At 75.5% G+C, this 25805-nt stretch carries 23 protein-coding genes; 9 read left to right on the top strand and 14 right to left on the bottom strand.

Features of this window, described 5'->3' with window-relative positions:
* Positions 1 to 24: 24 nt before the first annotated feature.
* Positions 25 to 468, bottom strand: coding sequence for an NfeD family protein (locus tag ACI782_RS18575; RefSeq protein ID WP_456911556.1), 444 nt, complete (start codon positions 466 to 468; stop codon positions 25 to 27).
* Positions 469 to 554: 86 nt separating this feature from the next.
* On the opposite strand from ACI782_RS18575, the gene ACI782_RS18570 reads away from it, so the two are divergent.
* On the top strand, positions 555 to 1292 hold the full coding sequence (locus ACI782_RS18570; RefSeq protein ID WP_456911555.1) for a hypothetical protein: 738 nt from the start codon (positions 555 to 557) through the stop codon (positions 1290 to 1292).
* Positions 1293 to 1385: 93 nt separating this feature from the next.
* Here the strand turns inward: ACI782_RS18570 and ACI782_RS18565 are convergent, their stop codons facing one another.
* The 3 genes from ACI782_RS18565 to fabG are packed head-to-tail and all read right to left on the bottom strand — an operon-like array spanning position 1386 to position 4069.
* The gene (locus tag ACI782_RS18565) at positions 1386 to 2552 is read right to left on the bottom strand and encodes a ferrochelatase (protein WP_456911554.1); all 1167 of its coding nucleotides are present in this window, start codon (positions 2550 to 2552) and stop codon (positions 1386 to 1388) included.
* Positions 2553 to 2591: 39 nt separating this feature from the next.
* On the bottom strand, positions 2592 to 3365 hold the full coding sequence (gene fabI, locus ACI782_RS18560) for an enoyl-ACP reductase FabI (protein ID WP_456911553.1): 774 nt from the start codon (positions 3363 to 3365) through the stop codon (positions 2592 to 2594).
* On the bottom strand, positions 3365 to 4069 hold the full coding sequence (fabG, locus tag ACI782_RS18555; RefSeq protein ID WP_456911552.1) for a 3-oxoacyl-[acyl-carrier-protein] reductase: 705 nt from the start codon (positions 4067 to 4069) through the stop codon (positions 3365 to 3367). Before fabG ends, fabI begins: the two co-directional genes overlap by 1 nt.
* 235 nt (positions 4070 to 4304) lie before the next feature.
* Between fabG and ACI782_RS18550 the strand changes: the two genes are divergently transcribed.
* Both ACI782_RS18550 and ACI782_RS18545 read left to right on the top strand, forming a co-directional pair.
* A complete protein-coding gene (locus ACI782_RS18550; RefSeq protein WP_456911551.1) occupies positions 4305 to 5252 on the top strand; it encodes an ABC transporter substrate-binding protein in 948 nt (315 codons plus the stop codon).
* A gap of 5 nt (positions 5253 to 5257) precedes the next feature.
* Positions 5258 to 5953: an EthD domain-containing protein gene (locus ACI782_RS18545; RefSeq protein ID WP_456911550.1), complete on the top strand. Its 696-nt coding sequence runs from the start codon at positions 5258 to 5260 to the stop codon at positions 5951 to 5953.
* Between the two features lie 15 nt (positions 5954 to 5968).
* Here the strand turns inward: ACI782_RS18545 and ACI782_RS18540 are convergent, their stop codons facing one another.
* Both ACI782_RS18540 and ACI782_RS18535 read right to left on the bottom strand, forming a co-directional pair.
* On the bottom strand, positions 5969 to 7888 hold the full coding sequence (locus ACI782_RS18540; RefSeq protein WP_456911549.1) for an FAD-binding monooxygenase: 1920 nt from the start codon (positions 7886 to 7888) through the stop codon (positions 5969 to 5971).
* An 89-nt stretch (positions 7889 to 7977) separates the two neighbouring features.
* Positions 7978 to 8958, bottom strand: a complete 981-nt coding sequence (locus ACI782_RS18535; RefSeq protein ID WP_456911548.1) for a patatin-like phospholipase family protein — start codon at positions 8956 to 8958, stop codon at positions 7978 to 7980.
* Positions 8959 to 9124: 166 nt separating this feature from the next.
* Between ACI782_RS18535 and ACI782_RS18530 the strand changes: the two genes are divergently transcribed.
* From ACI782_RS18530 to ACI782_RS18520, 3 genes are read left to right on the top strand one after another with little or no spacing between them, the layout of a single operon-like run.
* Positions 9125 to 10150, top strand: coding sequence for a 3-oxoacyl-ACP synthase III (locus ACI782_RS18530; RefSeq protein WP_456911547.1), 1026 nt, complete (start codon positions 9125 to 9127; stop codon positions 10148 to 10150).
* Positions 10147 to 12702, top strand: a complete 2556-nt coding sequence (locus tag ACI782_RS18525) for an alpha/beta fold hydrolase (RefSeq protein WP_456911546.1) — start codon at positions 10147 to 10149, stop codon at positions 12700 to 12702. Before ACI782_RS18530 ends, ACI782_RS18525 begins: the two co-directional genes overlap by 4 nt.
* Positions 12699 to 13676: an NAD-dependent epimerase/dehydratase family protein gene (locus ACI782_RS18520; RefSeq protein WP_456911545.1), complete on the top strand. Its 978-nt coding sequence runs from the start codon at positions 12699 to 12701 to the stop codon at positions 13674 to 13676. Before ACI782_RS18525 ends, ACI782_RS18520 begins: the two co-directional genes overlap by 4 nt.
* A 49-nt stretch (positions 13677 to 13725) precedes the next feature.
* Here the strand turns inward: ACI782_RS18520 and ACI782_RS18515 are convergent, their stop codons facing one another.
* On the bottom strand, positions 13726 to 14790 hold the full coding sequence (locus ACI782_RS18515) for a diguanylate cyclase (protein ID WP_456911544.1): 1065 nt from the start codon (positions 14788 to 14790) through the stop codon (positions 13726 to 13728).
* Positions 14791 to 14911: 121 nt separating this feature from the next.
* Here ACI782_RS18515 and ACI782_RS18510 point away from each other — a divergent pair, with 121 nt between their 5' ends.
* The gene (locus ACI782_RS18510; RefSeq protein WP_456911543.1) at positions 14912 to 15715 is read left to right on the top strand and encodes an MBL fold metallo-hydrolase; all 804 of its coding nucleotides are present in this window, start codon (positions 14912 to 14914) and stop codon (positions 15713 to 15715) included.
* Between the two features lie 46 nt (positions 15716 to 15761).
* On the opposite strand, the gene ACI782_RS18505 is transcribed toward ACI782_RS18510, so the two are convergent.
* Positions 15762 to 17021 (bottom strand): 3-deoxy-7-phosphoheptulonate synthase, encoded by a 1260-nt coding sequence (locus tag ACI782_RS18505; protein ID WP_456911542.1) that lies wholly within the window; start codon positions 17019 to 17021, stop codon positions 15762 to 15764.
* Between the two features lie 269 nt (positions 17022 to 17290).
* Here ACI782_RS18505 and ACI782_RS18500 point away from each other — a divergent pair, with 269 nt between their 5' ends.
* Both ACI782_RS18500 and ACI782_RS18495 read left to right on the top strand, forming a co-directional pair.
* The gene (locus ACI782_RS18500) at positions 17291 to 17704 is read left to right on the top strand and encodes an excisionase family DNA-binding protein (protein ID WP_456911541.1); all 414 of its coding nucleotides are present in this window, start codon (positions 17291 to 17293) and stop codon (positions 17702 to 17704) included.
* A gap of 178 nt (positions 17705 to 17882) precedes the next feature.
* Positions 17883 to 18854, top strand: a complete 972-nt coding sequence (locus tag ACI782_RS18495) for a quinone oxidoreductase family protein (protein WP_456911540.1) — start codon at positions 17883 to 17885, stop codon at positions 18852 to 18854.
* A 68-nt stretch (positions 18855 to 18922) separates the two neighbouring features.
* On the opposite strand, the gene ACI782_RS18490 is transcribed toward ACI782_RS18495, so the two are convergent.
* From ACI782_RS18490 to ACI782_RS18465, 6 genes are all read right to left on the bottom strand, one after another.
* Complete coding sequence (locus ACI782_RS18490) at positions 18923 to 19879, bottom strand: VWA domain-containing protein (protein ID WP_456911539.1); 957 nt, start codon at positions 19877 to 19879, stop codon at positions 18923 to 18925.
* A gap of 55 nt (positions 19880 to 19934) precedes the next feature.
* Complete coding sequence (locus ACI782_RS18485; RefSeq protein ID WP_456911538.1) at positions 19935 to 20969, bottom strand: DUF58 domain-containing protein; 1035 nt, start codon at positions 20967 to 20969, stop codon at positions 19935 to 19937.
* On the bottom strand, positions 20966 to 22234 hold the full coding sequence (locus ACI782_RS18480) for an AAA family ATPase (RefSeq protein WP_456911537.1): 1269 nt from the start codon (positions 22232 to 22234) through the stop codon (positions 20966 to 20968). The genes ACI782_RS18485 and ACI782_RS18480 overlap by 4 nt, the downstream gene beginning before the upstream one ends.
* 262 nt (positions 22235 to 22496) lie before the next feature.
* Entirely contained in the window at positions 22497 to 23837 is a 1341-nt protein-coding gene (locus ACI782_RS18475) for a C40 family peptidase (protein ID WP_456911536.1), read from the bottom strand.
* A gap of 210 nt (positions 23838 to 24047) precedes the next feature.
* Positions 24048 to 25583 (bottom strand): long-chain-fatty-acid--CoA ligase, encoded by a 1536-nt coding sequence (locus ACI782_RS18470; protein WP_456911535.1) that lies wholly within the window; start codon positions 25581 to 25583, stop codon positions 24048 to 24050.
* Positions 25584 to 25654: 71 nt separating this feature from the next.
* The gene (locus ACI782_RS18465) at positions 25655 to 25798 is read right to left on the bottom strand and encodes a hypothetical protein (protein ID WP_456911534.1); all 144 of its coding nucleotides are present in this window, start codon (positions 25796 to 25798) and stop codon (positions 25655 to 25657) included.
* Between the last annotated feature and the right edge of the window lie 7 nt (positions 25799 to 25805).

Raw genomic sequence — 25805 nt, 5'->3', positions numbered from 1 at the left:
TTCCCTTCGTCGGGTGGTGCGGGTTCAGTCCAGCTCGAGGGCGTCGCCGACGACGGCCGTGGCCCCGTCGACTTGGAGGATCCGGACGGTGGCCCCCACGGGGAACGCCTCGCCGCCGTACTGGCTGCGGGCGGTCCACTCGTCGGCGCCGAGGCGGATGCGGCCGCCGTGCCCGTCGACGGCCCGGGTGACCTGCGCCGTGCGGCCGACGAGCGTGGCCACGCCGTCGAGCTGCTGGGGGGTGCGGTCCACCAGGTGCCGCTTGGCCAACGGGCGGACCAGCGCCAGTAGCAGCGCCGAGACGACGATGAACCCGACCAGCTGCAGCACGACGGGGCCGCCGACCAGGGCGACGGTCATGCCGCCGAGCGCGCCCCCGGCGAGCATGAGCAGGAAGAGGTCGCCGCTGGCCATCTCTCCCGCGGCGAACAGGCCCGATGCGATGAGCCAGATCAACCAGGCGTCCACGAGATCACTCTCGCAGAACCGGACGGGATCGTGATGGATCTCAACACCATCGTCACCTGGCCGGGGACGCGGCATAACCTCGCGGGGTGCACGACTTCCCCGCGGGCCGGTTCGCGGTCTGGGCGACCGCCTGGCTCTCCGGCCGCAGCTCCTACGACGAGGCGCTCGACGCGCTGGTCGGCGACACCGCGCACCGGGTCTCCGGCCTCCCCGGCACCGACGAGGCGGTCCCCCTCGGCTGGGCGCTGACCGCGCTGCGCGGCCTCGGCGAGCGCCGGCTGCGCCTGGTCCTGCCGGTGCCGGGCGACGTCCGCGGGCTGCCGCGCGTGCCCGGACTCACCGAGCTGGCGCTGGAGGCGGGGCAGGCCGCCGTCGGCGAGCGGCTCGCGCTGGTGCCCGAGGCGCTCGGGCCCGAGGCCGTGCAGTGGACCGCGTTCCCCCTGGACGGCGCCGACCCGGTGCCGCCGCCGGTCGAGGGGAACCTGCGCGCGGTGTCCGGCGAGCTCGACCTGGCCATCTCCGACGCCGCCCGGACGCTGGCCCGGCTCGACCTCGCCCGCTGGCACCCGGAGGTGCCCACGCTCCTCGCCGGGCTGGCCGAGGCGGCGCACGTCCCGGGGATGCCGCCCGGCTCGGACCCGCTGGCGCTCTCGCTGCTCGCCCGCGCGCAGCGTCTGGCCCGGGTGCTGGACCTCGCGCTCACCGACGCCCCCGGTGGCGCGGTCACCCACGGCCAGGCCGCGGCGCGGGACGACACGCTGCGCCCGCTGGGCGAGGCCGTGCGCGCGGCGATCACCGCCGCCCACAACGCCATCCCGCGGTAGGCGGCGCGGCTCCTGCGGTGGAGCGAGCCGCGTCGCGGTGGACCGGTCGCGGGGGCCGGAGGCCTCCCGACCGGGACACGGGTGGGGCTCCGCTCAGGCCGGGGACGGCTCCTGGCCACGGTGGAGGCCGGTAGGCCGGCGTTGGACATGGCAGCAGGCGGCGGGGCAGCTGGTGCCCAGCCGCGGCGGGCCCCCGGCGCGGCGCTCCCGGAGCAGGTCCACCAGGGAGCGGACGAACGCCGGGTGCGTCCCCGCGGTCGCGGCCCGCGCGAAGGCGAGGCCGAGCTCGCGAGCCGTCTGCTCCGCCTCGTTGTCGAGGTCCCAGATCACCTCGAGGTGGTCGCTCACGAAGCCCACCGGGAAGAGGACGACGGCGCGCTCCCCCCGTTCGGCCAGCGTCCGCAGGTGGTCGTTCACGTCGGGCTCGAGCCACGGCACCGACGGCGGGCCGCTGCGGCTCTGCCACACCAGGTCGAAGGGCCGGCCGGGGACGGCGGAGTCCACGACCTTCTGCGCGGTCACCAGCAGCTCGGCCTGGTAGGCGCCGCCGGCCGGGCCCGCGACCGCGGCCATGGAGTCCGGGATGCTGTGCGCGGTCGCCACCAGCCGGGCCGTGTCGCGGAGGTCCTCGGGCAGGGACGCCAGCGCCGTGGCCAGCGCGTCGGCGTTGGCCTGCACGAAGCCCGCCGTGTCGAAGTAGTGCGGCAGCTTCTCCGCGGTCGGGCCGCCCGGCGCGGCGGCGTCGCCGGAGAGGGCGGCCCGCGCCCGCGCGACGTCCTCGTGGTACTGCCGGCAGCCGGAGAACGACGCGTAGGCCGACGTGGCCAGCACGTAGACGTGCTCGACACCGTCGTCGGCCATCTGCCGCCAGACGTCCTCGACGTAGGGCGCCCAGTTGCGGTTGCCCCAGTAGACCGGCAGGTCGACCCCCACCGCCGCGATCTCGGCCTCCAGCGCCGCCAGGAGCGCCCTGTTCTGCTCGTTGATCGGGCTGACGCCGCCGAAGTGGTGGTAGTGCTCGGCGACCTCCGCCAGCCGCTCGCGTGGGATGCCGCGGCCCCGGGTGACGTTCTCGAGGAACGGCATCACGTCGTCGTGCCCCTCGGGGCCGCCGAAGGACAGCAGCAGCAGGGCGTCCCGGCGTCCGGCGGGCGCGGGGTCGGACGACGGCAGGGCCCCGCCGTTGTTGCGCACGGCCAGGGAGGGCTCCGCGTCGGGTCGCTGTCCGGCAGGGGTGATCTCGACGGTGGAGCGGGGCACGTCCGTTCTCTCTCAGCGGGGACGACGACGGATGAGGGGTCAGACGCCCACGGCGTGGAAGCCCCCGTCGACGTGCACGATCTCCCCGGTGGTGGCGGGGAACCAGTCCGACAGCAGGGCGACGACGGCCTTGCCGGCGGGCTCGGTGTCGGTGACCGACCAGCCGAGCGGGGCGCGGGCCTCCCACGCCTCCTCGAACTGGGCGCTGCCGGGGATGGACTTCATCGCCATGCTGCGCAGCGGGCCGGCAGCGACGAGGTTGACCCGCACGCCCTCGGGGCCCAGCTCGCGGGCCAGGTAGCGGGAGGTGGACTCCAGCGCCGCCTTCGCCGCGCCCATCCAGCCGTAGACCGGCCAGGCCACGGTGGCGTCGAAGGTGAGGCCGACGACGGAGGCGGTGTCGCCGAACAGCGGCCGGCAGGCCTGGGTCAGCGAGGCCATCGACCAGGTCGACACCTGGAACGCCGTCGCCGCGTGCTCCCACGCGACCTCCGGGAAGCCCTCGCCCATCGCCTCCTGCGGGGCGAAACCGATCGAGTGGACGACGCCGTCAAGGGTGTCGCCGACGTGCTCGCGCAGCCGGTCGGACAGGGTCGACAGGTGCTCGGTGTTCGTGACGTCGAGCTCGACCACCGGCGCCGGAGCGGGCAGCCGCTTGGCGATCCGCTGGCACAGCGACAGGGCGCGGCCGAAGTTGGACAGGACGACGGTGGCGCCCTGCTCCTGCGCGAGACGTGCGGTCGCGTACGCGATCGACGCCTCGGTGAGGACCCCGGTGACCAGGACCTTCTTGCCCTCGAGGATGCCGCCCATCAGTGCCCCATTCCCAGTCCGCCGTCGACCGGGACGACCGCCCCGGTGATGTAGCCGGCCGCGTCGCTCGCCAGGAAGCGCACCACGCCCGCGATCTCGTCCGCCGAGGCGTACCGGCCCAGCGGCACCTGCCCGAGGATCTCCTGCTGCCGCTTCTCCGGCAGCGCGGCCGTCATGTCGGTCTCGACGAAGCCCGGCGCCACCACGTTGGCGGTGATGCCGCGGCTGCCCAGCTCCCGGGCGATCGAGCGGGCCAGGCCCACGAGCCCGGCCTTCGACGCCGCGTAGTTGGTCTGGCCGGCCGAACCGAGCAGGCCCACGACCGAGGAGATGAAGACGATCCGGCCCCTCCGCGCCCGCACCATCTTGGCCGCGGCCCGCTTCGACACCCGGTAGGCGGCGGTGAGGTTGGCGTCGAGGACGTCGGTGAAGTCGTCCTCCTTCATCCGCATGAGCAGCCCGTCGCGGGTGATCCCGGCGTTGCTGACCAGCACCTCGACCGGGCCCTGGTGCTCCTCGACCTCGGTGAACGCCCGGTCGACGTCCTCGGCGCTCGTGACGTCGCAGCGGACGCCGAACAGGCCGTCGGGGACGCCGCTGCCGCGGTGGGTGACCGCGACCGAGTCGCCCTGCTCGGCGAAGGAGCGGGCGATGGCCAGCCCGATCCCCCGGTTGCCGCCGGTCACGAGCACCGATCTGCCCACGTGCCACTCCCCTGCGCCGACCACTCCGTCGGGTGCCGAACCTAGTCGGTGGCCGCAGGTCACACCTCCGCGCGGGGAGGAGGCCCCCGACGGCCGCCATGAGCAGCGCCGGGTTGACCGCTGTGGCCGCCGTCACCGTGAATGGGCGTGCACACACGGACGGCAGAGGTCCGTGACCGGACATCGGAGTCCCATGGCGAGACGGACGTCGGCCCCCAGAGCACTAACCGCGGGCGTGGCGCTCGCGCTCCTCGCCGGCTGCGGTGGCGGGGAGGAGCCCGGGTCCTCGGCCGCCCCCTCGTCGGCCGACGGCGCACCGGAGGTCGGCGAGCTGACGGTCGGCACGCTGCCCATCCCCGAGGTGGCGCCGCTGTACCTGGCCGTCCAGGAGGGCTTCTTCGAGGACGAGGGCCTCACCGTCACCGCCGAGGCCACCCAGGGCGGCGCGGCCGCGGTCCCCGCCCTCATCGCCGGCGACCTCGACGTGACGTTCGGCCAGAACGTCGCCTTCCTCGTCGGCGTCCAGCAGGGGCTGCCGCTGCTGTCCGTGGGCCAGACCACGGCCATCGGCGAGGAGGAGCCGGGCAACGGCGTCTTCGTGGCCGCCGACTCGCCGATCCAGGAGCCGGCCGACCTGGCCGGCACCACCATCGCCATCAACACGCTGAACAACATCACGCAGCTGCGGACGCTGATCGACCTGCAGGACGAGGGGGTGGACCCCAGCGGCGTCGAGTTCGTCGAGATCCCGCTCGCCGACATGCCGGCGGCGCTCGAGGCCGGCCGGATCCAGTCCTCCTTCAGCGTGGAGCCGTTCACCACCATGATCGAGGCGGCCGGCGCGCGGCAGGTGCTGGACGCGGTGAACGACGAGCTCACCGGCATCCCGGTCGGCGGTTTCGCGGTCAGCCGCGAGTTCGCCGAGCAGAACCCGAACACCGTGGCGGCCTTCCAGCGGGCACTGGCCAGGGGCGCCGACATCGCGATGGACGACCCGCAGGCGGTCCGCGACGTCCTGGGCACGTACACCACGCTGTCGCCGGAGCTGATCGAGCAGGTCGCCCTGCCGACCTACATCGCGCCGGACGACACCGGCAGGCTCCAGGACCTCGCGGACCTGATGGTCGAGTACGAGTTCGTGACCGAGGAGCTGGACGCCTCGCCGTTCGTGACCGCCCCGTGAAGACCATGACGTCGCTGCTCCTGCGCGCCGGCTCGGGCGACCGCGACCGGCTGCGCGCCGCCCTGGAGACGGAGGCGGGCCGCGTCTGGGAACGGGTCGCGGCCCGTCCGGGAGCCCGGGTCCGCACGATGGACCTGCTCGACGGCGTCGTCGACGGCAGCTCGCACCAGCGCGCCATGGGCGGGCGACCCTTCGACGCGGAGATCGAGGCCGGGTGGGACGACGCTCCCCTCGCCGAGCTCGTCCCCGTCTTCGCGGGCCTGGCCGGCCGGCTCGGGGACCTGGTGGACGCCGGGGAGTCCTGCGCGCAGGTCGGCACGGTCTACCCGTTCACGCCGCGGGAGACCGACGTCGTGACGCTCGTGGTCATCAGCCGGGCGCTGACGATGAGCTGGGACGCCCACCACAGCTACTGGCTGGGCCACCACGGGTGGCTGGTGAAGCCGGGGGCCGACGCCCGCGGGAGCGGCTACCGGCAGTTCCACGCCGACCCGAAGGCCAGCTCGTTCGCCGCCCGGGAGGCCGGCGTCGGCCGCCACGAGTACGAGGGGTTCGCGATGGCCTACTTCGACGACCCCGAGGCCTACCGGGCGGTGATGGTCAACGCCCGGCCCGAGGTGCTGGAGGACGAGCGCCGGTTCATCGACATGACCGACTCGGCCCCCGGCGTCTACCGCGTCACCGCCGTCCACCAGGCCTGAGGCGCGGGGCCCTCCTCAGCGGGATCCCGTCTCGACCAGGAACCCGGAGAAGAACGCCGCCAGCTCGTCGGTGCCGTCCAGCGGCAGGACGTGCGCGACGTACTGGTCGGGACGGACGACGACCAGGCAGCCCTGCGCGCGGTCGAGGCCGCGCAGGTCGAAGACGTCGGTCCCGGCCTTGAGGTCGGGGCAGAAGACCTTCTCGTAGTCGACGAGCCCGAAGCGGCCCTTCCGCGGCAGCAGCAGCGGGGGCAGGCCGGTGACCGACAGCTCCCGGTGGCCCTGCTGGACCACCGCGCGGAGGTCGAACACCGCGTCGACGTCGGCGCCGGGGGGCGTGTACCGGCGGACCGGGGAGGCCTCCGACCCCGCGAGGACCTCGCACAGGGCGCGCAGCCGGGAGTCCGCGCCGCGCGGGTCGGCCGCGTCCGCGAACGCGTAGAGCCGCCAGCGGCCGTCCGCCCGCGCCACGTGGCCGAGGTGCAGGGGCTTGGCGTCGGCGAGGCGGACGACGGGTGCGGAGTGGAACCGCTCCCCGACGACGAACCCCTTGGCGAGGTCCTGGTAGGTCGCCGGCCCGGTGATCAGGGACGGCGCGTAGTGGGTGGCCACCCCCGCGGTGAACCGGCCCTGCTCGGAGTAGAGGCGCTGCAGGTCCGGGGCGCCGGCCCCCTCACCCGGGTGCTGGGGCCGGGCGCTGTGCTTGGCCGCCCACTCGCGGTCGAAGTCGATCAGCCGCTGCGCCACCGCCTGGCGCTCGGCGGAGTAGGTGCGCAGCAGCTCCGGCGCGGCGCGCCCCTCGACGACGGCGGCGAGCTTCCAGCCGAGGTTGAACCCGTCCTGCATCGCGACGTTCATGCCCTGCCCGGCCTTCGGGCTGTGCGTGTGGCAGGCGTCGCCGCCGATGAACACCCGCGGGAGGCGCGACCCGGCCCGGTCGGCGGGGACGTCGTCGAACGCGTCGGTGAGCCGCTGGCCGATCTCGTACACCGACCACCAGACGACGTCCCGCACGTCGAGCGTGTACGGGTGCAGGATCCGCCGTGCCGCCTCGATGAGCGTGTCCACGGTGATCCCGCGCGCGGCCACGCGCTCGCCCGGCGCGAGGTCGTCGAGCTCGATGTAGAACCGGACGAGGTAGCCGCCCTCGCGCGGGATGAGCACGATGTTGCCGGCCTCGGACTGGATGACCGCCTTGAACCGGATGTCGGGGAAGTCGGTCACGGCGAGGACGTCCATGACCCCCCAGGCCTGGTTGGCCGAGTCGCCGCGCAGCTCCCGGCCGATCGCCCGGCGCACCGCGCTGCGCGCCCCGTCGCACCCGACGACGTAGCGGGCGCGGACGGTGAGCTCCTCGCCGTCCCGGCCGGGCTCGGTCCGGCCGAGGGTGACCTCGACCGGGTGGTCGCCCGAGTCCCGGACGACGAGGCCGCGGACCTCGAGGCCGTAGTCCGGCGCCACGCGCCCGGGCGAGCGCCGCATGAGGTCGAGCAGGTGCTGCTGGATCCGCGCCTGGTTGACGATGACGTGCGGCATCTCCGACAGCCCGTCCTCGACGTCCTGGATCCGGCCACTCCGGGCGATGCGGGCCCGGTCCCCGTCGTCGGGTCGCCAGAAGACGGTCTCGTTGACCCAGTACGCCTCCTTGAGCAGCCGCTCGGTGATGCCGAAGGCCTCGAACATCTCCACCGACCGGCAGGCGACGCCGTCGGCCTGGCCGAGCTCGAGCGGGCCGGGCCTGCGCTCGACGACCCGGGTGGTGATCCCGGCGAAGGCCGCCAGCTGTGCGGCCAGCACCAGCCCGGCCGGCCCGGAGCCGACGACGAGGACGTCCACCTCCGCGGGGGGCTCCCCGGGCACGTCGTCGGCACGCAGCTCCTCGCCGGAGGGCAGCTCCGGGTCACCGGGGTGGTAGCCGTCCAGGTAGAACTGCACGTGGACCTCCTCCGCTCCGGCCCGGCGTCGCCGACCCGAGCCGCCCACCGCCTCCAGCACACCACAGGCGGGCGGGGAAGGTCCCCCGGTCAGCGCGAGCCGGCGTCCGCCGCCATCCGGATCAGCGGGGCCACCGCGGGCGTCGCGGCACGGGCGCCGGCGCGCAGGAAGGACTCCCGGATCACCTCGTTGAGACGCTTCCGCGACATCATGTCGGTCCCCATGACCGCCTGCTCCGCCGGGCCCGGCGCGAACACCACTGTCCGGATCCCCCGTGCGTGCAGCGCCTCGACCTCCCTGGCGAGCAGGCGTTCGCAGTACCTGCGGGCCGTCGCGTAGAGGTCCGGGCGCCATCCGACGGGCCCGCTCATCGGCGAGACGATGACGACGAGATCCACGCCCGACCCCCGCAGGGTCGCGGCGTTCGTCGGGGAGTGCACGCCGCCGTCGACGTAGCTGTGCCGACCGACCTGCACCGGGGCGAAGTACCCGGGGACCGCGCAGGACGCGGCGACCGCCAGGTGGATCGGCGCCGGAGGGGCACCCGGCCTGCCGAACACCACCCGGCGCCCGTCGCCCCGGTGCACGGCGCAGATCCACAGGGCGGAGGCCGGCCAGTCCGGCCCCTCGACCTCGCGGAGGGCGGCCAACTGCTCGACGACGTCGTGCCGGCCCGGTGCCAGCAGGGTCATGCCGGCTGCCAGCGGGCGGAACCGCCAGGGGCGGACCAGCGCGCGCTGCACCATGTGCCGGCCGGGTAGCCGGAGGGGGCGACGCAGCAGGTGCATCGGGCGGAAGGGCGCGAGCTCGGGGACGTCGGTCTCGGCCATGTACCGCAGCACGTCGTCGTCGCCCGACAACGGTGCCTTCACCGTCCAGGCCGCGAGGTCCTCCGCCGACACCCCGAACCTCAGCAGCGTGCCCGTGATCGAACCGGCCGACGTCCCGACGATCACGTCGACCGTGCGGGCGTCGAACCCGAAGTCGTGCTCGAGCACCGCCAGCACGCCCGCGTGGTAGGCCTGACCGACGACGCCACCGCCACCCAGCACCAAGCCCACTCGGACCATGCGACGGAGCCTGCCACGCTCCGGCGACCCGAGCAGTCGCCCGGCGCCCAGCGGAGGAGCCCGTGCGGACGCCTGGTGGAATAGCGTCGGGGCGGCCGGGTAGTGGCCGACCGGAGCGGGCGCGGCGGATCCGGAAGTCAGCCCATCGGAGAACGGGACGTCGCAGATGAGCCGTAGCGCCACACACCGGTTCACCAACACGGCTGTCCTGACCGTGCAGACTGCCGACGCCTCCCGGGTGGTCACCTCGGACGCACTCGACGACGCGCTCGCCGACACCTACCGACGGGTGGGGCTGCGACCCGGGCTGCTCGAGCGCCTCGCCGGCATCCGGGAGCGCCGCTGGTGGGCCGACGGCGTCACCTTCGTCGACGGCGCCGCCATCGCCGGGGCCAAGGCCATCAGCGAGAGCGGGATCGACCCGGCCGGGATCGGCGTCATGATCAACACCTCGGTCAGCCGCAGGTACCTCGAGCCCTCGACCGCGGTCGCGGTGCACCACGCGCTGGGCCTGCCGCGGTCGTGCCAGAACTTCGACGTGACCAACGCCTGCCTCGGCTTCGTCAACGGCATGGAGCTGGCGGCCGCCATGATCGACTCCGGACGGGTGGACCACGCGCTGATCGTCAACGGTGAGGACTCCCGCCCGGTGCAGGAGCGCACGATCGACCGGCTCAACCGCCCGGACACCGTGTCGCGGGATGTGCTGTCGCAGTTCGCGACGCTGACCCTCGGCTCGGGCGCCGTCGCCATGGTGCTGGGCCGCGCCGACCACCACCCGGAGGGGCACCGCCTCGTGGGGTCGGTGAGCCGGGCGGGGACCGAGCACCACGAGCTCTGCACCGGTGACAACGACATGATGCGGACCGACCTCAAGGGCCTCCTGGACGCCGGTCTCGACCTCTCCCTGCAGATGTGGGCCGATGCCGCCGAGGAGTTCGACTGGGCGCAGGGCATGAGCCGCTACGTCATGCACCAGGTGTCCAAGGTCCACACCCAGGCCATGTGCGACCGCTTCTCCGTCGACCCCTCGCGCGTGCCGACGACCTTCCCGACCCGGGGCAACCTCGGCCCGGCGTCGGTGCCCTTCACGCTGGCCGGCGAGCAGGACTCGCTGGTCGACGGCGACCGGGTGCTCCTCATGGGGATCGGCTCGGGCCTCAACGCCTCGTGCCTCGAGATCGCCTGGTGAGGGCGGACGACGCCGCGAGCCTCCCGCCGGCACTCCCCGGCCTGGACCCCTCGTGGTCCCGGCTGGTCACCGTCGCCGACCGCACCGGCGTCGAGCACACCTGGCACGTCCTCGACAACGGCGTCCGCGACCCGGCGGGCACGCTGCTGTGCGTCCACGGCAACCCCACCTGGTCCTACCTCTGGCGCCGGCTGCTGGCCGCGGCGCCGCCCGGCTGGCGGGTGGTCGCCCCGGACCAGCTGGGCATGGGCTGGTCCGACCGGCTGCCCGCGCCCCGGTCGCTGGAGCAGCGGATCGCCGACCTCGGTGACCTCACGACGGCGCTCGGCGTTCCCGGGCCGGTGGTCACGGTGGGGCACGACTGGGGCGGTGTGATCTCCCTCGGGTGGGCCCTCGAGCACCGGCGGGACCTCCGCGGCGTCGTCCTGGCGAACACCGCCGTCGCCATGCCGGCGGGCGACCTCGGCCCCGCCCTCATCCGGCTGGCCGCCGCGCGGGGCGTCCGTGCCGCGGCGACGGTCGGCACCCCGGTGTTCGTCCGGGCGACGACGGCGCTGTCCCGGCCGGCGCTGCCCGCCGACGTCCGCCGCGCCTTCGCCGCCCCCTACCGGTCGCCACGGCGACGAGCGTCCGTCGGGGACTTCGTCGCCGACATCCCGTTCGCCCCCGGCCACCCGTCCCGCCCCGTGCAGGAGGCGGTCGCCGAGGGCATCCGCGCGCTCGACGTCCCGGCCCTGCTGCTGTGGGGCCCACGCGACCCGGTCTTCCGCGAGCGGTACCTGGCCGACCTGCGCAGCCGCCTGCCGCACGCCCGGCTGCACCGCTACGAGGGTGCCTCCCACCTCCTCCCCGAGGACGCGCCGCAGTACGCCGCGGCCGTGGCGCAGTGGGTGACCGACCTCGGTGCCGCGGATCCCGCTCCGGCCCGCCCGAGGGGGGACGCCGGACGCCGCCTGTGGTCCGCCCTGGAGGAGCGGTCGGACGACGACGCACCCGCGGTCGTCGACGTCGGCGGCGTCACCGTGAGCTGGTCCCGGCTCGCCCGGCGGGTGGCGGACCTGGCGGCCGGGCTGGCGGCCTGCGGAGTCCGTCCGGGGCACCGCGTCGCCCTGCTCGTGGAGCCGTCGGCCGACCTCACCGCCGCGGTGTACGCGGTGTGGCGCGCCGGCGCCGTCGTCGTCGTCGCGGACAAGGGCCTCGGGCTGTCCGGGATGCGCCGGGCGCTGCGCAGCGCGGCGGTCGACCACGTCATCGGCGGCCGGACGGGGCTGGCGGCGGCGCGCCTGATGGGCCTGGCGGCCTCCCGGATCGCGGCCGGCCCGACGCCCCTCCGCGCGCTGGGGGCCGCGCACACGCTGGCCGCCCTGGAGAGGCTCGGCCGGTCGGCGCCGGCACCGGCCGAGGCCCCGCTGGACGCCGACTGCGCCGTGCTGTTCACCTCCGGGGCGACCGGGCCGGCGAAGGGCGTCGTCTACACGCACCGCCAGGCCGCGGCCCAGCTGGAGCTCGTGCGGTCCACCTACGGCCTCACCGCCGAGGACCGCTTCGTGGCGGCGTTCGCGCCCTTCGCGATCCTCGGACCGGGTCTGGGCGTCGCGTCGGCGGTGCCGGACGTCGACGTGACCGCGCCGGGATCGCTGACCGCGGCAGCACTGGGCGAGGCGGCTGCCGCGGTCGAGGCGACGGTGGTCTTCGCCTCCCCCGCCGCGCTGCGGCGCGTGGTCGCCACGGCCGACGACGTGTCGGAAGGACAGCGGAAGGCGCTGGCGGGGGTCCGGCTGCTCGTGTCCGCCGGCGCGCCCGTCCCCGCGTCCCTGCTGCGGGCGCTGCGCGCGGTCCTCCCGGCCGCCGACGCGCACACCCCCTACGGGATGACCGAGGTGCTGCCGGTCGCCGACGTCTCCCTGGCCGGCATCGAGGCCGCCGGCGCGGGGAACGGGGTGTGCGTGGGCCGGCCGCTGCCCGGCGTGGCCGTGCGGATCAGCCCCCTCTCCCCCGACGGGCGGGCCGACGGCGAGCCCACCGACCGCCCGGGCGTCCCCGGCGAGGTCTGCGTGCAGGCGGCCCACGTCAAGGACCGCTACGACGCGCTGTGGGCGCTGGAGCAGACGACCTCGCGGGACCCCGGCTGGCACCGCACCGGCGACGTCGGGCACCTCGACGCGGACGGGCGGCTCTGGATCGAGGGGCGCCTCCAGCACGTGGTCGCCACGGGCTGCGGACCGGTGACGCCGGTCGGGATCGAGCAGCGGGTGGAGGCGCTCCCCGGGGTGGCGGCCGCGGCGGCCGTCGGCGTCGGGCCGGTCGGCGCACAGGTCGTCGTCGTGGTGGTCGTGCCGTCGCGGAGCAGCCGGCGCCCGGCCGGCCGGGGCGCGCGGCTGGCCCTGGCCGACGAGGGAACCGCGGACGCCGTCCGCGCCGCCGCGGGGCTCGGGGTCGCCGCGGTGCTGACCACCGCCGGGCTGCCGGTGGACGTCCGGCACCAGTCCAAGGTCGACCGGAGCGAGGTCGCCCGCCGGGCCGCGCGGGTGCTCGCCGGCCGCCGGCCGTGAGGGTGCTCGTCACCGGCGCGAGCGGGATGCTCGGCCGGGCCACGGCGACCACGCTGCTCGAGCACGGGCACGAGGTCACCGTGCTGCAGCGCCGCCCGTCCGGCCTGCCGTGCGCGGAGGTGCTGGCCGACGTCGCCGACCCGGCCGCCGTCGCGCGGGCCGCCCGGGGCCGGGACGCCGTGCTGCACCTGGCCGCGAAGGTCGACGTCACCGGGCCGGCGGCCGCGTTCGTCGCGGCGAACGTCGAGGGCACGCGCGCCGTCGTCGGCGCCTGCCGAACCGCGGACGTCGGCCGGCTGGTGCACGTCTCCTCGCCCTCGGTGGCGCACGCCGGGACGGCTCTGGTGGGAGTGGGCGCTGAGCCGGCCGACCCGGCGCGCGCCCGCGGGAACTACTCCCGCTCGAAGGCCGTGGCCGAGCGGGAGGCGCTGGCCGCGGACTCGGCCTCCCTCGCCGTGCTGGCGGTGCGACCCCACCTGGTGTGGGGCCCCGGTGACCTCCAGCTGGTGGCGCGCGTCGTCGAGCGGGCGCGGGCCGGGCGGCTGCCGGTGATCGGCTCCGGCGCGGCCCTCATCGACACCACCTACGTCGACAACGCCGCGGCCGCGCTGGTCGCCGCCGTGGACGCCTGCGGACCGGTCCACGGCGAGGCCCTCGTCGTCTCCAACGGGGAGCCGCGGCCGGTCGCCGAGGTCCTCCGCCGGCTGTGCGCGGCGGCGGGGGTCCCGGGGCCGCGCGGCCGGGTGCCGTTCCCCGCCGCCTACGCCGCCGGTGCCGCGGTCGAGGGGGTCTGGGCCCTGACGCGGCGGCGGTCCACCCCGCCCATGACCCGCTTCCTGGCCGGGCAGCTGGCGACCGCGCACTGGTTCGACCAGCGGCGGACGCGGGCCGCGCTCGGGTGGCGGCCGCAGGTGGGCCTCGAGGAGGGGTTCGCGCGCCTGCGCGACTGGTACCGCGCCGCGGCCCCGACCTGACGCGGGTGCCGCCCCCGCTCGCCCGAGGGTCGACGGGCGGCGCTCCGGGTCAGGCCGCGGCCACGGCGACGCAGCCGCGCCCGGCGCGCTTGGCGTCGTAGAGCGCGGCGTCCGCGGTCTCGTACAGCGCCTCCAGGCTGTCCGCGTCCTGCGGCAGGTGGGCCACCCCCAGGCTGATCGACAGGGTCAACGTCGTGCCGTCGGTGAGCGTCACGGGGGTCGTGCGCACCGCCTCCAGCAGGGCCTCGGCCCGGCGCTGGGCAGCGCGCGCGGAGCAGCCGGGCAGCAGGATGGCCAGCTCGTCACCGCCCAGCCGGGACAGGACGGCGTCGTCGGCACGCACCTGCTCTCTCAGCACCCTGGCCAGGTGGACGAGGACCTCGTCGCCGGCCGGGTGCCCGTGCGCGTCGTTGATCGACTTGAACGCGTCGACGTCGATGAGCACCAGCGCGGTCCCCGGGGCCGGCCGGCGCGCGGTCGTCCGGAGCAGCGCGTCCTGGAAGACCCGGCGGTTCACCAGGCCGGTCAGCGTGTCGACCTGCGCCTGCGACTGCAGCGCCGCGACCAGGTGCTCCTGCCGGACGGCTGCCCGGCAGAGGACGGCCGCCATCAGGACCAGCACGGCCCCCACGAAGACGAGGTCGGTGAGCGCCTCCCGGACCGGCAGGAGGTACAGCAGCATCCCGGCGTCCACGAGCACCGTCGTACCGGTCACCAGGACGACGCCCGCGGTCTTGAGGTGGGAGGCCGCCCACAGGACCGGCAGGGAGAGGAACGACTGCGCCGCGGCGGAGGTGTCGTCGGTCAGCACGGACAGCACGGCCCCGAGCAGGACGCCGCCGACGGACATCAGCGCGCCGGCCCCCACCCGGTCCAGGCGCTCCGCCGGCACGACCCGGTGGACGGCGGAGCACACTGCCAGGAGCCCGGCGGCCGACCAGCAGATCCCGCGCGCGAGTGCGGCCTGCGTCGAGTGCTCCAGGAGCGCCCACCCGGCGAGGGCGACGGCCGCCAGCAGGAGGATGACGGCGGCGCTGCGCGCCGCGGACTGCGGGTCCCGCGCCCGGACGTGCCGCAGGAGGCTGGTGTCAGGCGTGTCCGACGGGGCGCGCACGGTGCGTCAGGGTAGCTGAACAGAGCGACAACGCCCCAGCCCAGCAGCGCGATCGTCCCGAGTGGACGTCGTCGGCGACCTGCGGGACCGTCGGCGGGGACTCCGCTGCGAGGGAGGGCTCATGAGGGTCGGCGGGATCGACGTCCACCCCATCGCCGACGGCACCTTCCGGGCGAGCCCCGGCTACTTCGGCGACCACGTGACCGCGGACGGGCACGAGGACTTCTTCAACCGGCACGGCCAGGCCTGGATGCCGATCGGCACCTTCCTCGTCCGGACTGGCGCCTCGGTGGTCCTGGTCGACACGGGCCTGGGCCCGGACCTGCACGACGACGGCCCGCGCCGGCTGCTCGTCGGCGGGCAGCTGCCGGTCGGGCTGCGCGCCGCGGGAGTGAGTCCGGCCGAGGTCGACGTCGTCATCTGCACCCACCTGCACCTCGACCACTGCGGATGGCTCTTCGACGGCGCGGGGCGGCCGGTCTTCCCCCGTGCCGACATCTGGTTCGGCGCGGGGGACTGGGAGCACTTCGTGCTCGACCCGCAGAGCAGGATGCTCGACCACATCCGGCACGGGCTGCGGACCACGGACGCCGCCCGTCTCCACCTGGTCGGCGGCGACACTCCCGTCGTGCCCGGGGTCGACGTCACCATGACCCCGGGGCACACCCCCGGTCACCTGTCGGTCGTCGTGTCCTCCGGCGTGCACCGTGCGCTGCTCCTCGGCGACGCGATCACCTGTCCCGTGCAGCTGGACGAACCCACGTGGCACGCGATGGGGGACGTCGACCCCCGGCTCGCCGCCCGGGTCCGGGAACGACTGTTCCGGGAGCTCGAGGACGACACGACCGTCGGCGCCGGCGCGCACTTCCCCGAGCTGCAGTTCGGCCGCGTGCTGGCCGGTGGGAAGCGCCGGTGGATCGGCTGAGGGCCTCCCCGGCTCGGGCACGCCAGCCCGTGGACTCCGTCGGGGGTCACGCGCCTGCGGAGCTGGTCTCCCGCTGCCGGGTCCCGCGCCGTGCCCGGGCCGCCTCGGCCAGCTCGGCCAGCATCGCCTCGGTCGTCTCCGGGTCGACGCAGGCGTCGGTGACGCTCTTGCCGTACTCCAGCGCCTCGGGGTGCCGGCGGTCGAGGTCCTGCCGCCCGGCGACCAGGTTGCTCTCGACCATGACGCCGCGGATCGCCCGCTCGCCGGCCGCGATCTGGCCGGCCAGGTCCCGCACGACCTCGACCTGGCGCCGGTGGTCCTTGCGGCTGTTGCCGTGGGAGGCGTCGACGACGACCACCTCCGGCAGGCCGCGCGCGGCCAGCTTCCGCTTCGTGTCGGCGATGTGCGCGGCCGAGTAGTTCGGGCCGTCCTGGGCGCCGCGCAGGATGACGTGGCCGGTGTCGTTGCCCGTCGTCGACAGCTGGGCCGACACCCCGTGGTGGTCGACACCGAGGAACTCGTGCGGGGCCCGCGCGGCCACGACGGCCGAGACGGCGGCCTCGACGCTCCCCTCCGGCGAGTTCTTGAAGCCGACGACGGACGAGAAGCCGGACACCCGCTCGCGGGCGGTCTGGTCGGTGACGTTGCGCGCCCCCACACCGTTGTAGGTGACGAGCCCGTTCACGTACTGCGGCGTCAGCGCGTTGAGCGGTTCCGCGGCCACCGGCACGCCCAGCTCGGTGATCCGGCACATGAGCAGCCGGGTGGCGACGAGGCCGACGCTGATGCGGCTGGAGCCGTCGAGGAACGGGTCGTAGGCGAACCCCTTCCAGTCGACCTCGGTCCGCGGCTTCTCGGTGTAGGTCCGCATCAGGATCTCGAGGTCGTCGCCGTGCCGTTCCCGCATGCGGGCGAGGAAGCCGGCGTACTCCACGGCGGCGGCCGGGTCGTGGATCGAGCACGGGCCGGCGATGACGGCCAGGCGGTCGTCGGCACCGGTCACGACGTCGGTCATGGCGCGGCGCCCGGCCCGCGTCGTGGCGGCCGACGCGGCCGACAGCGGGACGACGGTGGCCACCGCCGCGGGCGTGACGACGACGCTGAGCCCGGTGATGCGGACGTTGACCAGGTCCCCGAGATCGACGTCCGCCACCGGTCCGACGCCCAGCCGCTGCTGGACGCCCGGCAGCAACTCGGCCAGCGCAGCGTCGATCTGCCCGTTGACCCGCGTCTGGACCTCCAGCAGCTGATCGGCGATCCGCGTCGCCACGTCGAGGATCCGGTCGGCCGGGATGGGTACCTCCATGGTCCCCACTCTCCCCGACCGCGACGGGGCCGCCCCGGCCGGGCCTCCCGCGGGTGCGCGGCCGGCGGCACCGTCGTCGGCGGCTGGGGCCGACGCACCGCCGGCGAGCGCAACGGTCAACTCCTGACGAATCGGACCGGTCCGTCTCGTCCTCCGGTGTCCTCGCCCCGCCCTCCAGGGGCCCTTACGGTCTGTATCAGCACGGACGCGCACCGTCGCCGACAGCGAGCCGGACCTGCGTCCCGTGGACCGCCACCGAGAGGAACGACGTGTCTCTGCCCCAGCGCTCCCCCGCTCCGGCTCTCCACCGTCAGGCCGCCTACGGCCAGCGCCCCTCCGCCCGGCCCGCCGTGCCCGGCTCCCGGCCGATGGCGCGCCCCACGTCGCCGGCGATGAGCCTGCAGCCCGGCGTCGGCCCGATGGGCCAGCGCCCCCTGGCCGCGCGGCCGGCCCCCGGCCACCCGACGGCGGCGCGGCCGTCGACCGAGCGGCCCGCTCCGCGCGCCGCGGTCAGCTTCCTCACCGTGGCCGAGGTCGCGGCGATCATGCGCGTGTCGAAGATGACCGTGTACCGCCTCGTGCACGGCGGGGAGCTGGCCGCCGTGCGCGTCGGCCGGTCCTTCCGGGTCCCGGAGCCGGCGGTTCGCGGCTACCTGAGCGGGGCCCGCACCGACGTCGCCTGACCCGGGCGGCCACCCACGGCCGGGTCGGAGCCGAGGGCCCGCCGACCACCCGGTCGGCGGGCCCTCGGCCCTCCGGACGGGGCTGCAGGAGCGGGCGTACGCCGGGCGCTCCCCCACCGCGGTCCTCGACCGCCCGCCCGCCCGCCGCCCACCGTCGCGGCGCCCCTAGCCTTCCCGCATGCGTGCCGTGCAGATCACCCGCTTCGGCGGCCCCGAGGTCCTCGACGTCGTCGACCTGCCCGACCCCGTCCCGGGCCCCGGCCAGCAGCTCTACGACGTGCAGGGCGCCGGGGTCAACTTCGCCGACACCCACCAGATCGAGGACAGCTACCTCGCCCCGCAGCAGCTGCCGCTGGTCCCGGGTGCGGAGTTCGTCGGCACGCCGGCCGGCGGTGGGCCGCGCGTGGTGGGGCTGCTCGAGGGCGGCGGCTACGCGGAGAAGGTCGCCGCGCACCCCCGGCTGACCTGGCCGGTGCCCGACGGCGTGACCGACGAGCAGGCGCTGGCTGTCGTCCTGCAGGGGGCCACCGCCTGGCACCTGCTGCGCACCAGCGCCCACCTGGCCGCCGGGGAGACCGTCGTCGTCCTCGCCGGCGCCGGCGGGGTCGGGTCGCTGGCGATCCAACTCGCCCGCCGCTGGGGCGCGGGCCGGGTCATCGCCACCGCCTCCAGCCCGGAGAAGCGGGCGCTGACCGAGCAGCTGGGCGCCGACGCCAGCGTCGACCCCGCCCTGGCCGACGACGACCCGAGGGCCTTCACCGCCGCGCTGCGCGAGGCCAACGGCGGCAAGCCGGTCGACGTGGTGCTGGAGATGACCGGTGGGAACGTCTTCGACGGCGCCCTGTCGGCGCTGGCCCCGTTCGGCCGGCTGGTCACCTACGGCATGGCCGCCCGGAAGCCGGCGTCCCCGGTGGACCCCGGCGCCCTGATGCAGAAGAGCCGCGCGGTCATCGGCTTCTGGCTGGCCCACTGCATGACGCGGCCGCACATGATGGACGACGCGATGACCGAGCTGCTGCCGCTGGTCGCCGACGGCGCGCTCTCGCCGATCGCCGGCGGTCGCTACCCGTTGACCGCCGTCCGGGAGGCGCACCAGGACCTGCTCGCCCGCCGCACCACCGGCAAGCTCGTCCTCGACCCCTCGCGCTGAGAAGGGACCCCGTCCTCCCCACCACTCGCAAGCTCGCGGCGGGGCCTCGGACGGGGCCGGACGGGGGGCTACAGCAGGCGGTTGGTCCAGAGCAGGCTGAGGACGACGCCGAGCAGGGCCAGCAGCACCCCGCCGCGGACGAACCAGTAGCTGACGTCGCGGGGCTCGGTGGTGTAGCCGATCTGGCTGCCGAGGTCCTCGTAGACCTGCTCGAGCTCCGCGGCGCTGGCCGCCTCGCTGTAGCTGCCGCCGGTGTCGTCGGCGATCCGCTCGAGGGTCTCCCGGTCCACCGGCACCGGCACCCGCTCGCCGTCGAGGTCGAGGGTGCCGTAGTCGGTGCCGAAGGCGATCGTGGAGACCGGGATGCCCGCGTCGACCGCGGCGTCGATGGCCTGGGTGTCGTCGCGGCCGACGGTGTTGTACCCGTCGGAGAGCAGCACGATCCGGGCCGGGGGCAGCTCCTCCTCGGTCGCCTCCAGCGAGGCCTGGAAGTTCTGGATCGCCGACAGCGACGTGAACACCGCCTCGCCGATCGCCGTCGACTCGGCGAGGTCGAGGTTGTCGATGGCGCTGCGCACCTGGCCGCGGTCGGTCGTCGGGGTGACCAGCGTGGTGGCGGTGCCGGCGAAGGACACCAGCCCGAGGTTGATCCGCTCGGGCAGGACGTCGACGAACTCCTTGGCCGCCTTCTGCATCGCCTCGAACCGGCTGGGCTCGATGTCGGTGGCCTGCATCGACAGCGAGACGTCGACGGCCATGATCACCGTCGCCCGCTCGCGGGGCACCCGCACCTCGGTGCTCGGCACGGCCAGCGAGACCACGAGCGCGGCCAGCGAGAGCGCCACCAGCCCGAAGGCCAGGTGCCGCCGCCAGCCGGGCCGCTTGGGCACGAGCGAACCGAGCAGGGCGACGTTGGTGAACCGCGCCGCGTAGGCCTTGCGACGCAGCTGCAGGACCACGTACAGCGCGACCAGTGCGACGACGGCGAGCAGGCCGAGCAGCCACAGCGGTGCCTGGAAGGTCATCGGGAGGCTCCTCCGCTGCCGGCGCGCCGGCGGTCGCCACGGGTCGTCGGGGACGTCATCGGGATGCGCCTCCGGAGCCCGCCCGGCGCCGGTCCGCGACGAACCGGACGACGTCCATGAGCCAGTCGCGGTCCGTGCGCAGCTGCAGGTGACCGGCGCCCGCCCGGCGCAGCGCCGCGGCGATCGCCTGCCGCTGGGCGGCGGCCCCGGCTGCGTACCGGGCGCGGAACTCGGCGTCGCCCGTGGGCACCTCGAGGGTCTGGCCGGACTCGGGGTCGACGACGGTCAGCAGCCCGACATCGGGCAGCTCCAGCTCGCGCGGGTCGACCACCTCGATGGCCAGCAGCTCGTGCCGCCCCGCCAGCCCGCGCAGCGGCCGCTCCCAGTCGGCGGGGCCGCGCGCGTCGGAACCCAGGAAGTCGGACACGACGACGACCAGCCCGCGCCGGCGCGGCGGGCGGCGCAGCGACTCCAGGGCGGCCGCGAGGTCACCCCGCCGTCCTCCGGCGGCCCGGGGTGTGGCCACCACGGCGCGCAGCAGCCGGTCGGCGGCCAGCCGGCCGGCCGCGGCCGGGTAGCGGTCGACCCGCTCGCCGGTGGTGACGACCGCGCCGAGCCGGTTGCCCCCGCGGACGGTCAGGTGGCTGACCGCGGCCAGGCCGGCGATGGCCAGGTCGCGCTTCTGGCACAGCGCGGTGCCGAAGTCGAGGCTGGCCGAGAGGTCGACGACGGCCCACGTCTCCAGCTCGCGGTCGGCGATCGTCTCCCGGACGTGCGGCACCTGGGTGCGCGCGGTGACCGGCCAGTCCATCCGCCGGACGTCGTCGCCGGGGTGGTAGGTGCGCGAGTCCCCGGCCTCGGTGCCCGATCCGGGCACCAGCCCGAGGTGGTCGCCCTGCAGCAGGCCGTCGAGGCGGCGCCGGACGGTGAGCTCCAGCCGCTGCAGCAGGACGTCGGCCGGTCCCTCGGCGAAGCGGGGCGGAGCGCCGTCCCCGGCCCCCGGGTCGATCCCGGACCCGGGCGTGGGCGCGTGCCCCGGGGGCTCCGGCGTCGCGGTGCCGGAGCCCCCGGAGCGACGACGGAGGATCACGCCGGCGACGACCCGGGCGCGAAGCCGTTGCCGGCCGGCCCCGGCTGGCCCTGCGCACCGGGCTGCCCCTCGGCGGGCCGGCCGGCGAAGGGACCCTGCACGGGCCCGCCGAACTGCGGAGCCGGCTGGCCGAACGGCGGCGCACCGTGCGGCGGGACCGGCTGCGGCGGGCCGAACGACGGCACGGCCGGCCCGCCCGGAGCGGCCGGGCCGAAGCCGCCGGACCGCTGCCGCGGCGTGACCTGCGGGAGCGGGACGGTCTGGAGGATCCGCTTGACCACGTGGTCGGCCGGCACGCCGTCGGCCAGCGCGTCGTAGGAGAGCACCAGCCGGTGGCGCAGCACGTCGGCGGTGACGTCGAGGACGTCCTGCGGCAGCACGTAGTCCCGGCCGCGGAGCAGCGCCAGCGCCCGGCTGGCGGCGATCAGGCCCAGCGAGGCGCGCGGACTGGCGCCGTAGGAGACCCACGACGCGACGTCCTCCATGCCGTGCTCGCGCGGCGCGCGGGTCGCCACGACCAGCCGGACGACGTAGTCGACGAGCGCGTGGTGCACGAACACCTGCGAGGCGGTGCGCTGCATCCGGAGCAGGTCACCGGGGGCGAGCACCGTCTCGGCCACCGGCGGGGTCGACCCCATCCGGTAGATGATCTCCCGCTCCTCCTCGGGGCTCGGGTAGTCGACGAGCACCTTCATGAGGAAGCGGTCCCGCTGGGCCTCGGGCAGCGGGTAGACGCCCTCGGACTCGATCGGGTTCTGGGTGGCCAGCACCAGGAAGGGGTCGGGCAGCGGGTGGGTGACCCCGCCGATGGAGACCTGGCGCTCGGCCATGACCTCGAGCAGCGCGGACTGCACCTTGGCCGGCGCGCGGTTGATCTCGTCGGTGAGGACGAAGTTGGCGAACACCGGGCCGAGCTCGGTGTCGAAGGCGTCCTGGCCGGCCTTGTAGATGCGGGTGCCGATGATGTCGGCCGGCACCAGGTCGGGGGTGAACTGCAGCCGCGTGAACGACCCGCCGACGACGGTGGCCAGCGTCTCCACCGCGAGGGTCTTGGCCACCCCGGGCACGCCCTCGAGCAGCACGTGACCGCGGGCGAGCAGCGAGACGAGCATCCGCTCGACCAGCCGGTCCTGCCCGACGATCACCCGCTTGATCTCGAAGAGCACGCGCTCCAGCTGCGCAGCGTCGGCCGAGGGCGGCACCGGCTGACCGGTGGCCGAGGACCCAGCGGACTGCTCGAGGGGCGTGCTGGCGGCGCTGCTCACGGGGCTCCCAGGATCGTGCGGCTCCGCGGCCTCGGGGAGGCCGGCGACGGGGCGGTGTGCCCGTCCCCGCGCCAGTGTCCTACACGTTCCTGCACAGCAGCCGTCCCGCCGACGGCTGCACCGGAGTCGCCCACGGCGCGGCGCGCCGACCGTCCGCGTGGCGTGTGTCTACCCCTGCCCGCGCGGGCGGGTGACTGCTAGCCTCGTCACTGCGTCGGGCAGCTCCCCCCGTGGCTGCCCGACGCCCCATGTCCCGGCCCTCTCAGCCGGTCGGGCGGACGGCGCCGAAGTAGTCGTTGCCGAACCACATCGACGAGACGCGTACGACGTCCCCGCTCTGCGGCGCCTGGATCACCTGGCCGCCCCCGATGTAGAGCGCGACGTGGTAGATCGAGGTGTAGGCCGACCCGGAGCCCCAGAAGACCAGGTCACCGGCCCGCAGGTCGGACGCGGCCACGGTGCGGTCGCGGAACCGCCAGTACTGCTCGCGGCTGGTGCCGCCGATGGCGATGCCGGCCTGCGCGTACGCGTACTCGGTCAGCCCCGAGCAGTCGAAGCCGTAGATCGCCGTGTCCGGCGGGATGCCGTAGGACGGGCCGGAGCCGTTGCCGCCGCCCCAGCTGTAGGGCAGCCCGCGCTGCGACCTCGCGGCGGCGATCGCCGTCTGCACCGCCGAGCCCGACGGCGCGTCGGCCGTCGTCGGCACCGGGGCCGGCGCGCCACCCGACGAGGAGCCGCTGGAGGAACCGGCCGAGGGGGAACCGGCCGAGGAGGAACCCCCAGCGGAACCGGCCGAGGAGGAGCCGCCGGAGGAACCGGCGGAGGAGGACGGCGGGCCGGCCGGCGGGCTGGTGCGGGCGGCCTCCTGCGCCGCGGCAGCGGCGGCCGCCGCGGCCCGGGCGCCCTGGGCGCCGTAGAGAGCCTCCTGCGCCTCGGCGAGCTCGGCCTCCCAGGCCTCCCGCTGCTCGGCCAGCGCCGCCGTCTGGGCGCGCGCCGAGACCTCCTGGGCCTGGGCCGCGGCCAGCGACTCGGCCGCCTCGTCCTCCAGGGCGTCGGCGTCCGCCACCGCCTGCCGGGCGGCGCGGTCGGCGTCCGCGGCCTCCTGCTCGAGCACGGTCAGCTGGTCGACGACGTCGACCCGGTGGTCGCCGGCGGCGTCGAGCAGCGCGGCCCGCTCCAGCAGCTGGGTCGGCCCCTCGGCGCTCATCAGCGCCGCGGCGCCGGGCGCGGTGCTGCCCTGCATGTAGCTGGACCGCGCGAAGTCGGCGACCTGCTGGCGGCCGCGGGTCAGGGCCGCCCGGGCCCGCTCGGCGTCCTCGGCGGCCTCGTCGGCGGCGGCCTGCGCCTCCTCCTGGGCGGCCTTGCGCTCCTCGTACTCCTGCAGCGCGATCTGCGCGGCCTGGTGGGCGGCGGCCGCGGCGGACTCCGCCTCGGCCAGCTGGGCGCTGATCTCACCGACCTGGGCGGCCGCCGCGTCACGGGTGGCCTGCGCGTCGGCGACCTCCGCCTCCCCCGGCACGGCGAGCGCCGCACCGGGGGCCGCGCCCACCGCCACGACGGCGGCGACGGTCGTCCCGATCCCCCGGAGGAGCCACCGGGGCACCCCGCCCCTCGGAGCCGTACCCCGTGTGTCCGCTGCGCTGCCCACCGACCCGACCTCTCTCCGACCCCACACCGACGGCACCCCGGAGGGCGCTTCCTGGTGCGGGGATCGACGCGGTCGGGCACACGGTTGAGGGGCCCCTCACCCGGTGGGGTGAGGGGCCCCTCAGCGCAGTGACCGCGGAGAGTGGCCCCGGGAGGAGGTCCTGCTTCAGTGGACCTGGCGCTCCGAGGTGGACCAGAAGGCCTCCCGCAGCTTGAACTTCTGGATCTTGCCGGTCGCGGTGCGGGCCAGCGCGTCGCGGAACTCGACCCGCTTGGGGATCTTGTACCCGGCGATCTTGCCGCGGCAGTGGGCGATGACCTCCTCCTCGGTGACCTGCTGCCCCTCCGCGCAGACGACGATCGCGGTCACCAGCTCACCCCACTTGTCGTCGGGGATCCCGATGACTGCGACCTCCGCCACCGCGGGGTGGCTGAAGACGACGTCCTCCACCTCGATCGACGAGACGTTCTCGCCGCCGGTGATGATCACGTCCTTCTTCCGGTCGGAGATGGTGACGTAGCCGCCCTCGTCGACGGAGCCGCCGTCGCCGGTGTGGAACCAGCCCCCCTCGAGCGCCTCGGTCGAGGCGTCGGGGTTGTTCCAGTAGCCGGCCAGCACGGTGTTGCTCTGCACGAGCACCTCACCGGAGTCGCTGACCTGCACCCGGGTGCCCAGCGCCGGCACCCCGGCCCGCGACAGCTTCTTCGCGCGCTCCTCCGGCTCGAGCGCGTCGTACTCCTCGCGCGGCCGGTTCACGGTGACCAGCGGGGCGGTCTCGGTGAGGCCGTAGATCTGGTTGAACTGCCAGCCCAGCTCGGACTCGATGCGGGCGATGGTCCGCGACGGCGGCGGCGCGCCAGCGACCACGATCCGCACCCGGTCGCGGCCGGGGACCTCGCCGTCCCAGTGGGCCGCGGCCTCGAGCACCGAGTTCCACACCGCCGGCGCCCCGCACATCAGCGTGACGCCGTGCCGCTCCACCCGCCGCAGGATCTCCGCGCCGTCGACCTTGCGCAGCAGCACCTGCCGGGCACCGAGGCCGGCCAGCGTGTACGGCATCCCCCAGCCGTTGCAGTGGAACAGCGGCAGCGTGTGCAGGTAGACGTCCCGGTCGCTGACCTGCATGTGCATGCCGAAGGTCACCGCGTTGACCCACTCGTTGCGGTGGGTCATCTGCACGCCCTTGGGCCGCGCCGTCGTGCCGCTGGTGTAGTTGATGGTCGCTGTGGCGTCCTCGTCGGGCGCCGACCACGGCCGCGGCTCGACGTCGTGGCGCAGCAGCTGCTCGTACTCCTCCCCCGTGCCGAACCGGTGCTCGACGTCGATCCCCTTGAGCGAGGCCTCCAGGTCCGGGTCGACGAACAGCGCGCGGGCGCCGCAGTGGCCGACGATGTAGGCGACCTCCTCCTGCGCCAGCCGGAAGTTGATCGGCACGAGCACCCGGCCCGACGACGGGACGCCGAGCAGCATCTCCAGCAGCCGGCCCGAGTTGTGGCTGACGACGGCGACCCGGTCGCCCTCCCCGATGCCGAGCTCGTCGAGGGCGGCCTGCATCGCGCGGGCGCGGCGGGCGACCTCGCGGTAGGTCACCTCTCCCATGGACGGCGCCGGCTGGTCCGGCTCGTCGACGATGCCGATCCGGTCGCCGTACACCAGCTCGGCGCGGTCGAGGAAGTCACGGGTGGTGAGAGGCACGCGCATGTCCGGCTCCCGGGTGGTCGGGCCGCCGCGCGCCGGGGCGCCCGGCAGCCGCTCGACGTGGTCCCGTCACGCTAGCGCCGGAGCCCCACGATCAGGCGGGGCCATGCGCCCGATGCCGCGCCACCGGGCACCTCCAGGGAGGCCGAGGGGTCGGGCACCCCGTCCTCGACGTGCGCCCACTCGCCGTCGTGGTGGTCGCCGGAGGTCGCCTCCACGGAGCTC

It is taken from the genome of Geodermatophilus sp. SYSU D00703, from assembly GCF_054050155.1.
This window is presented reverse-complemented; position numbering and strand designations above follow the sequence as displayed.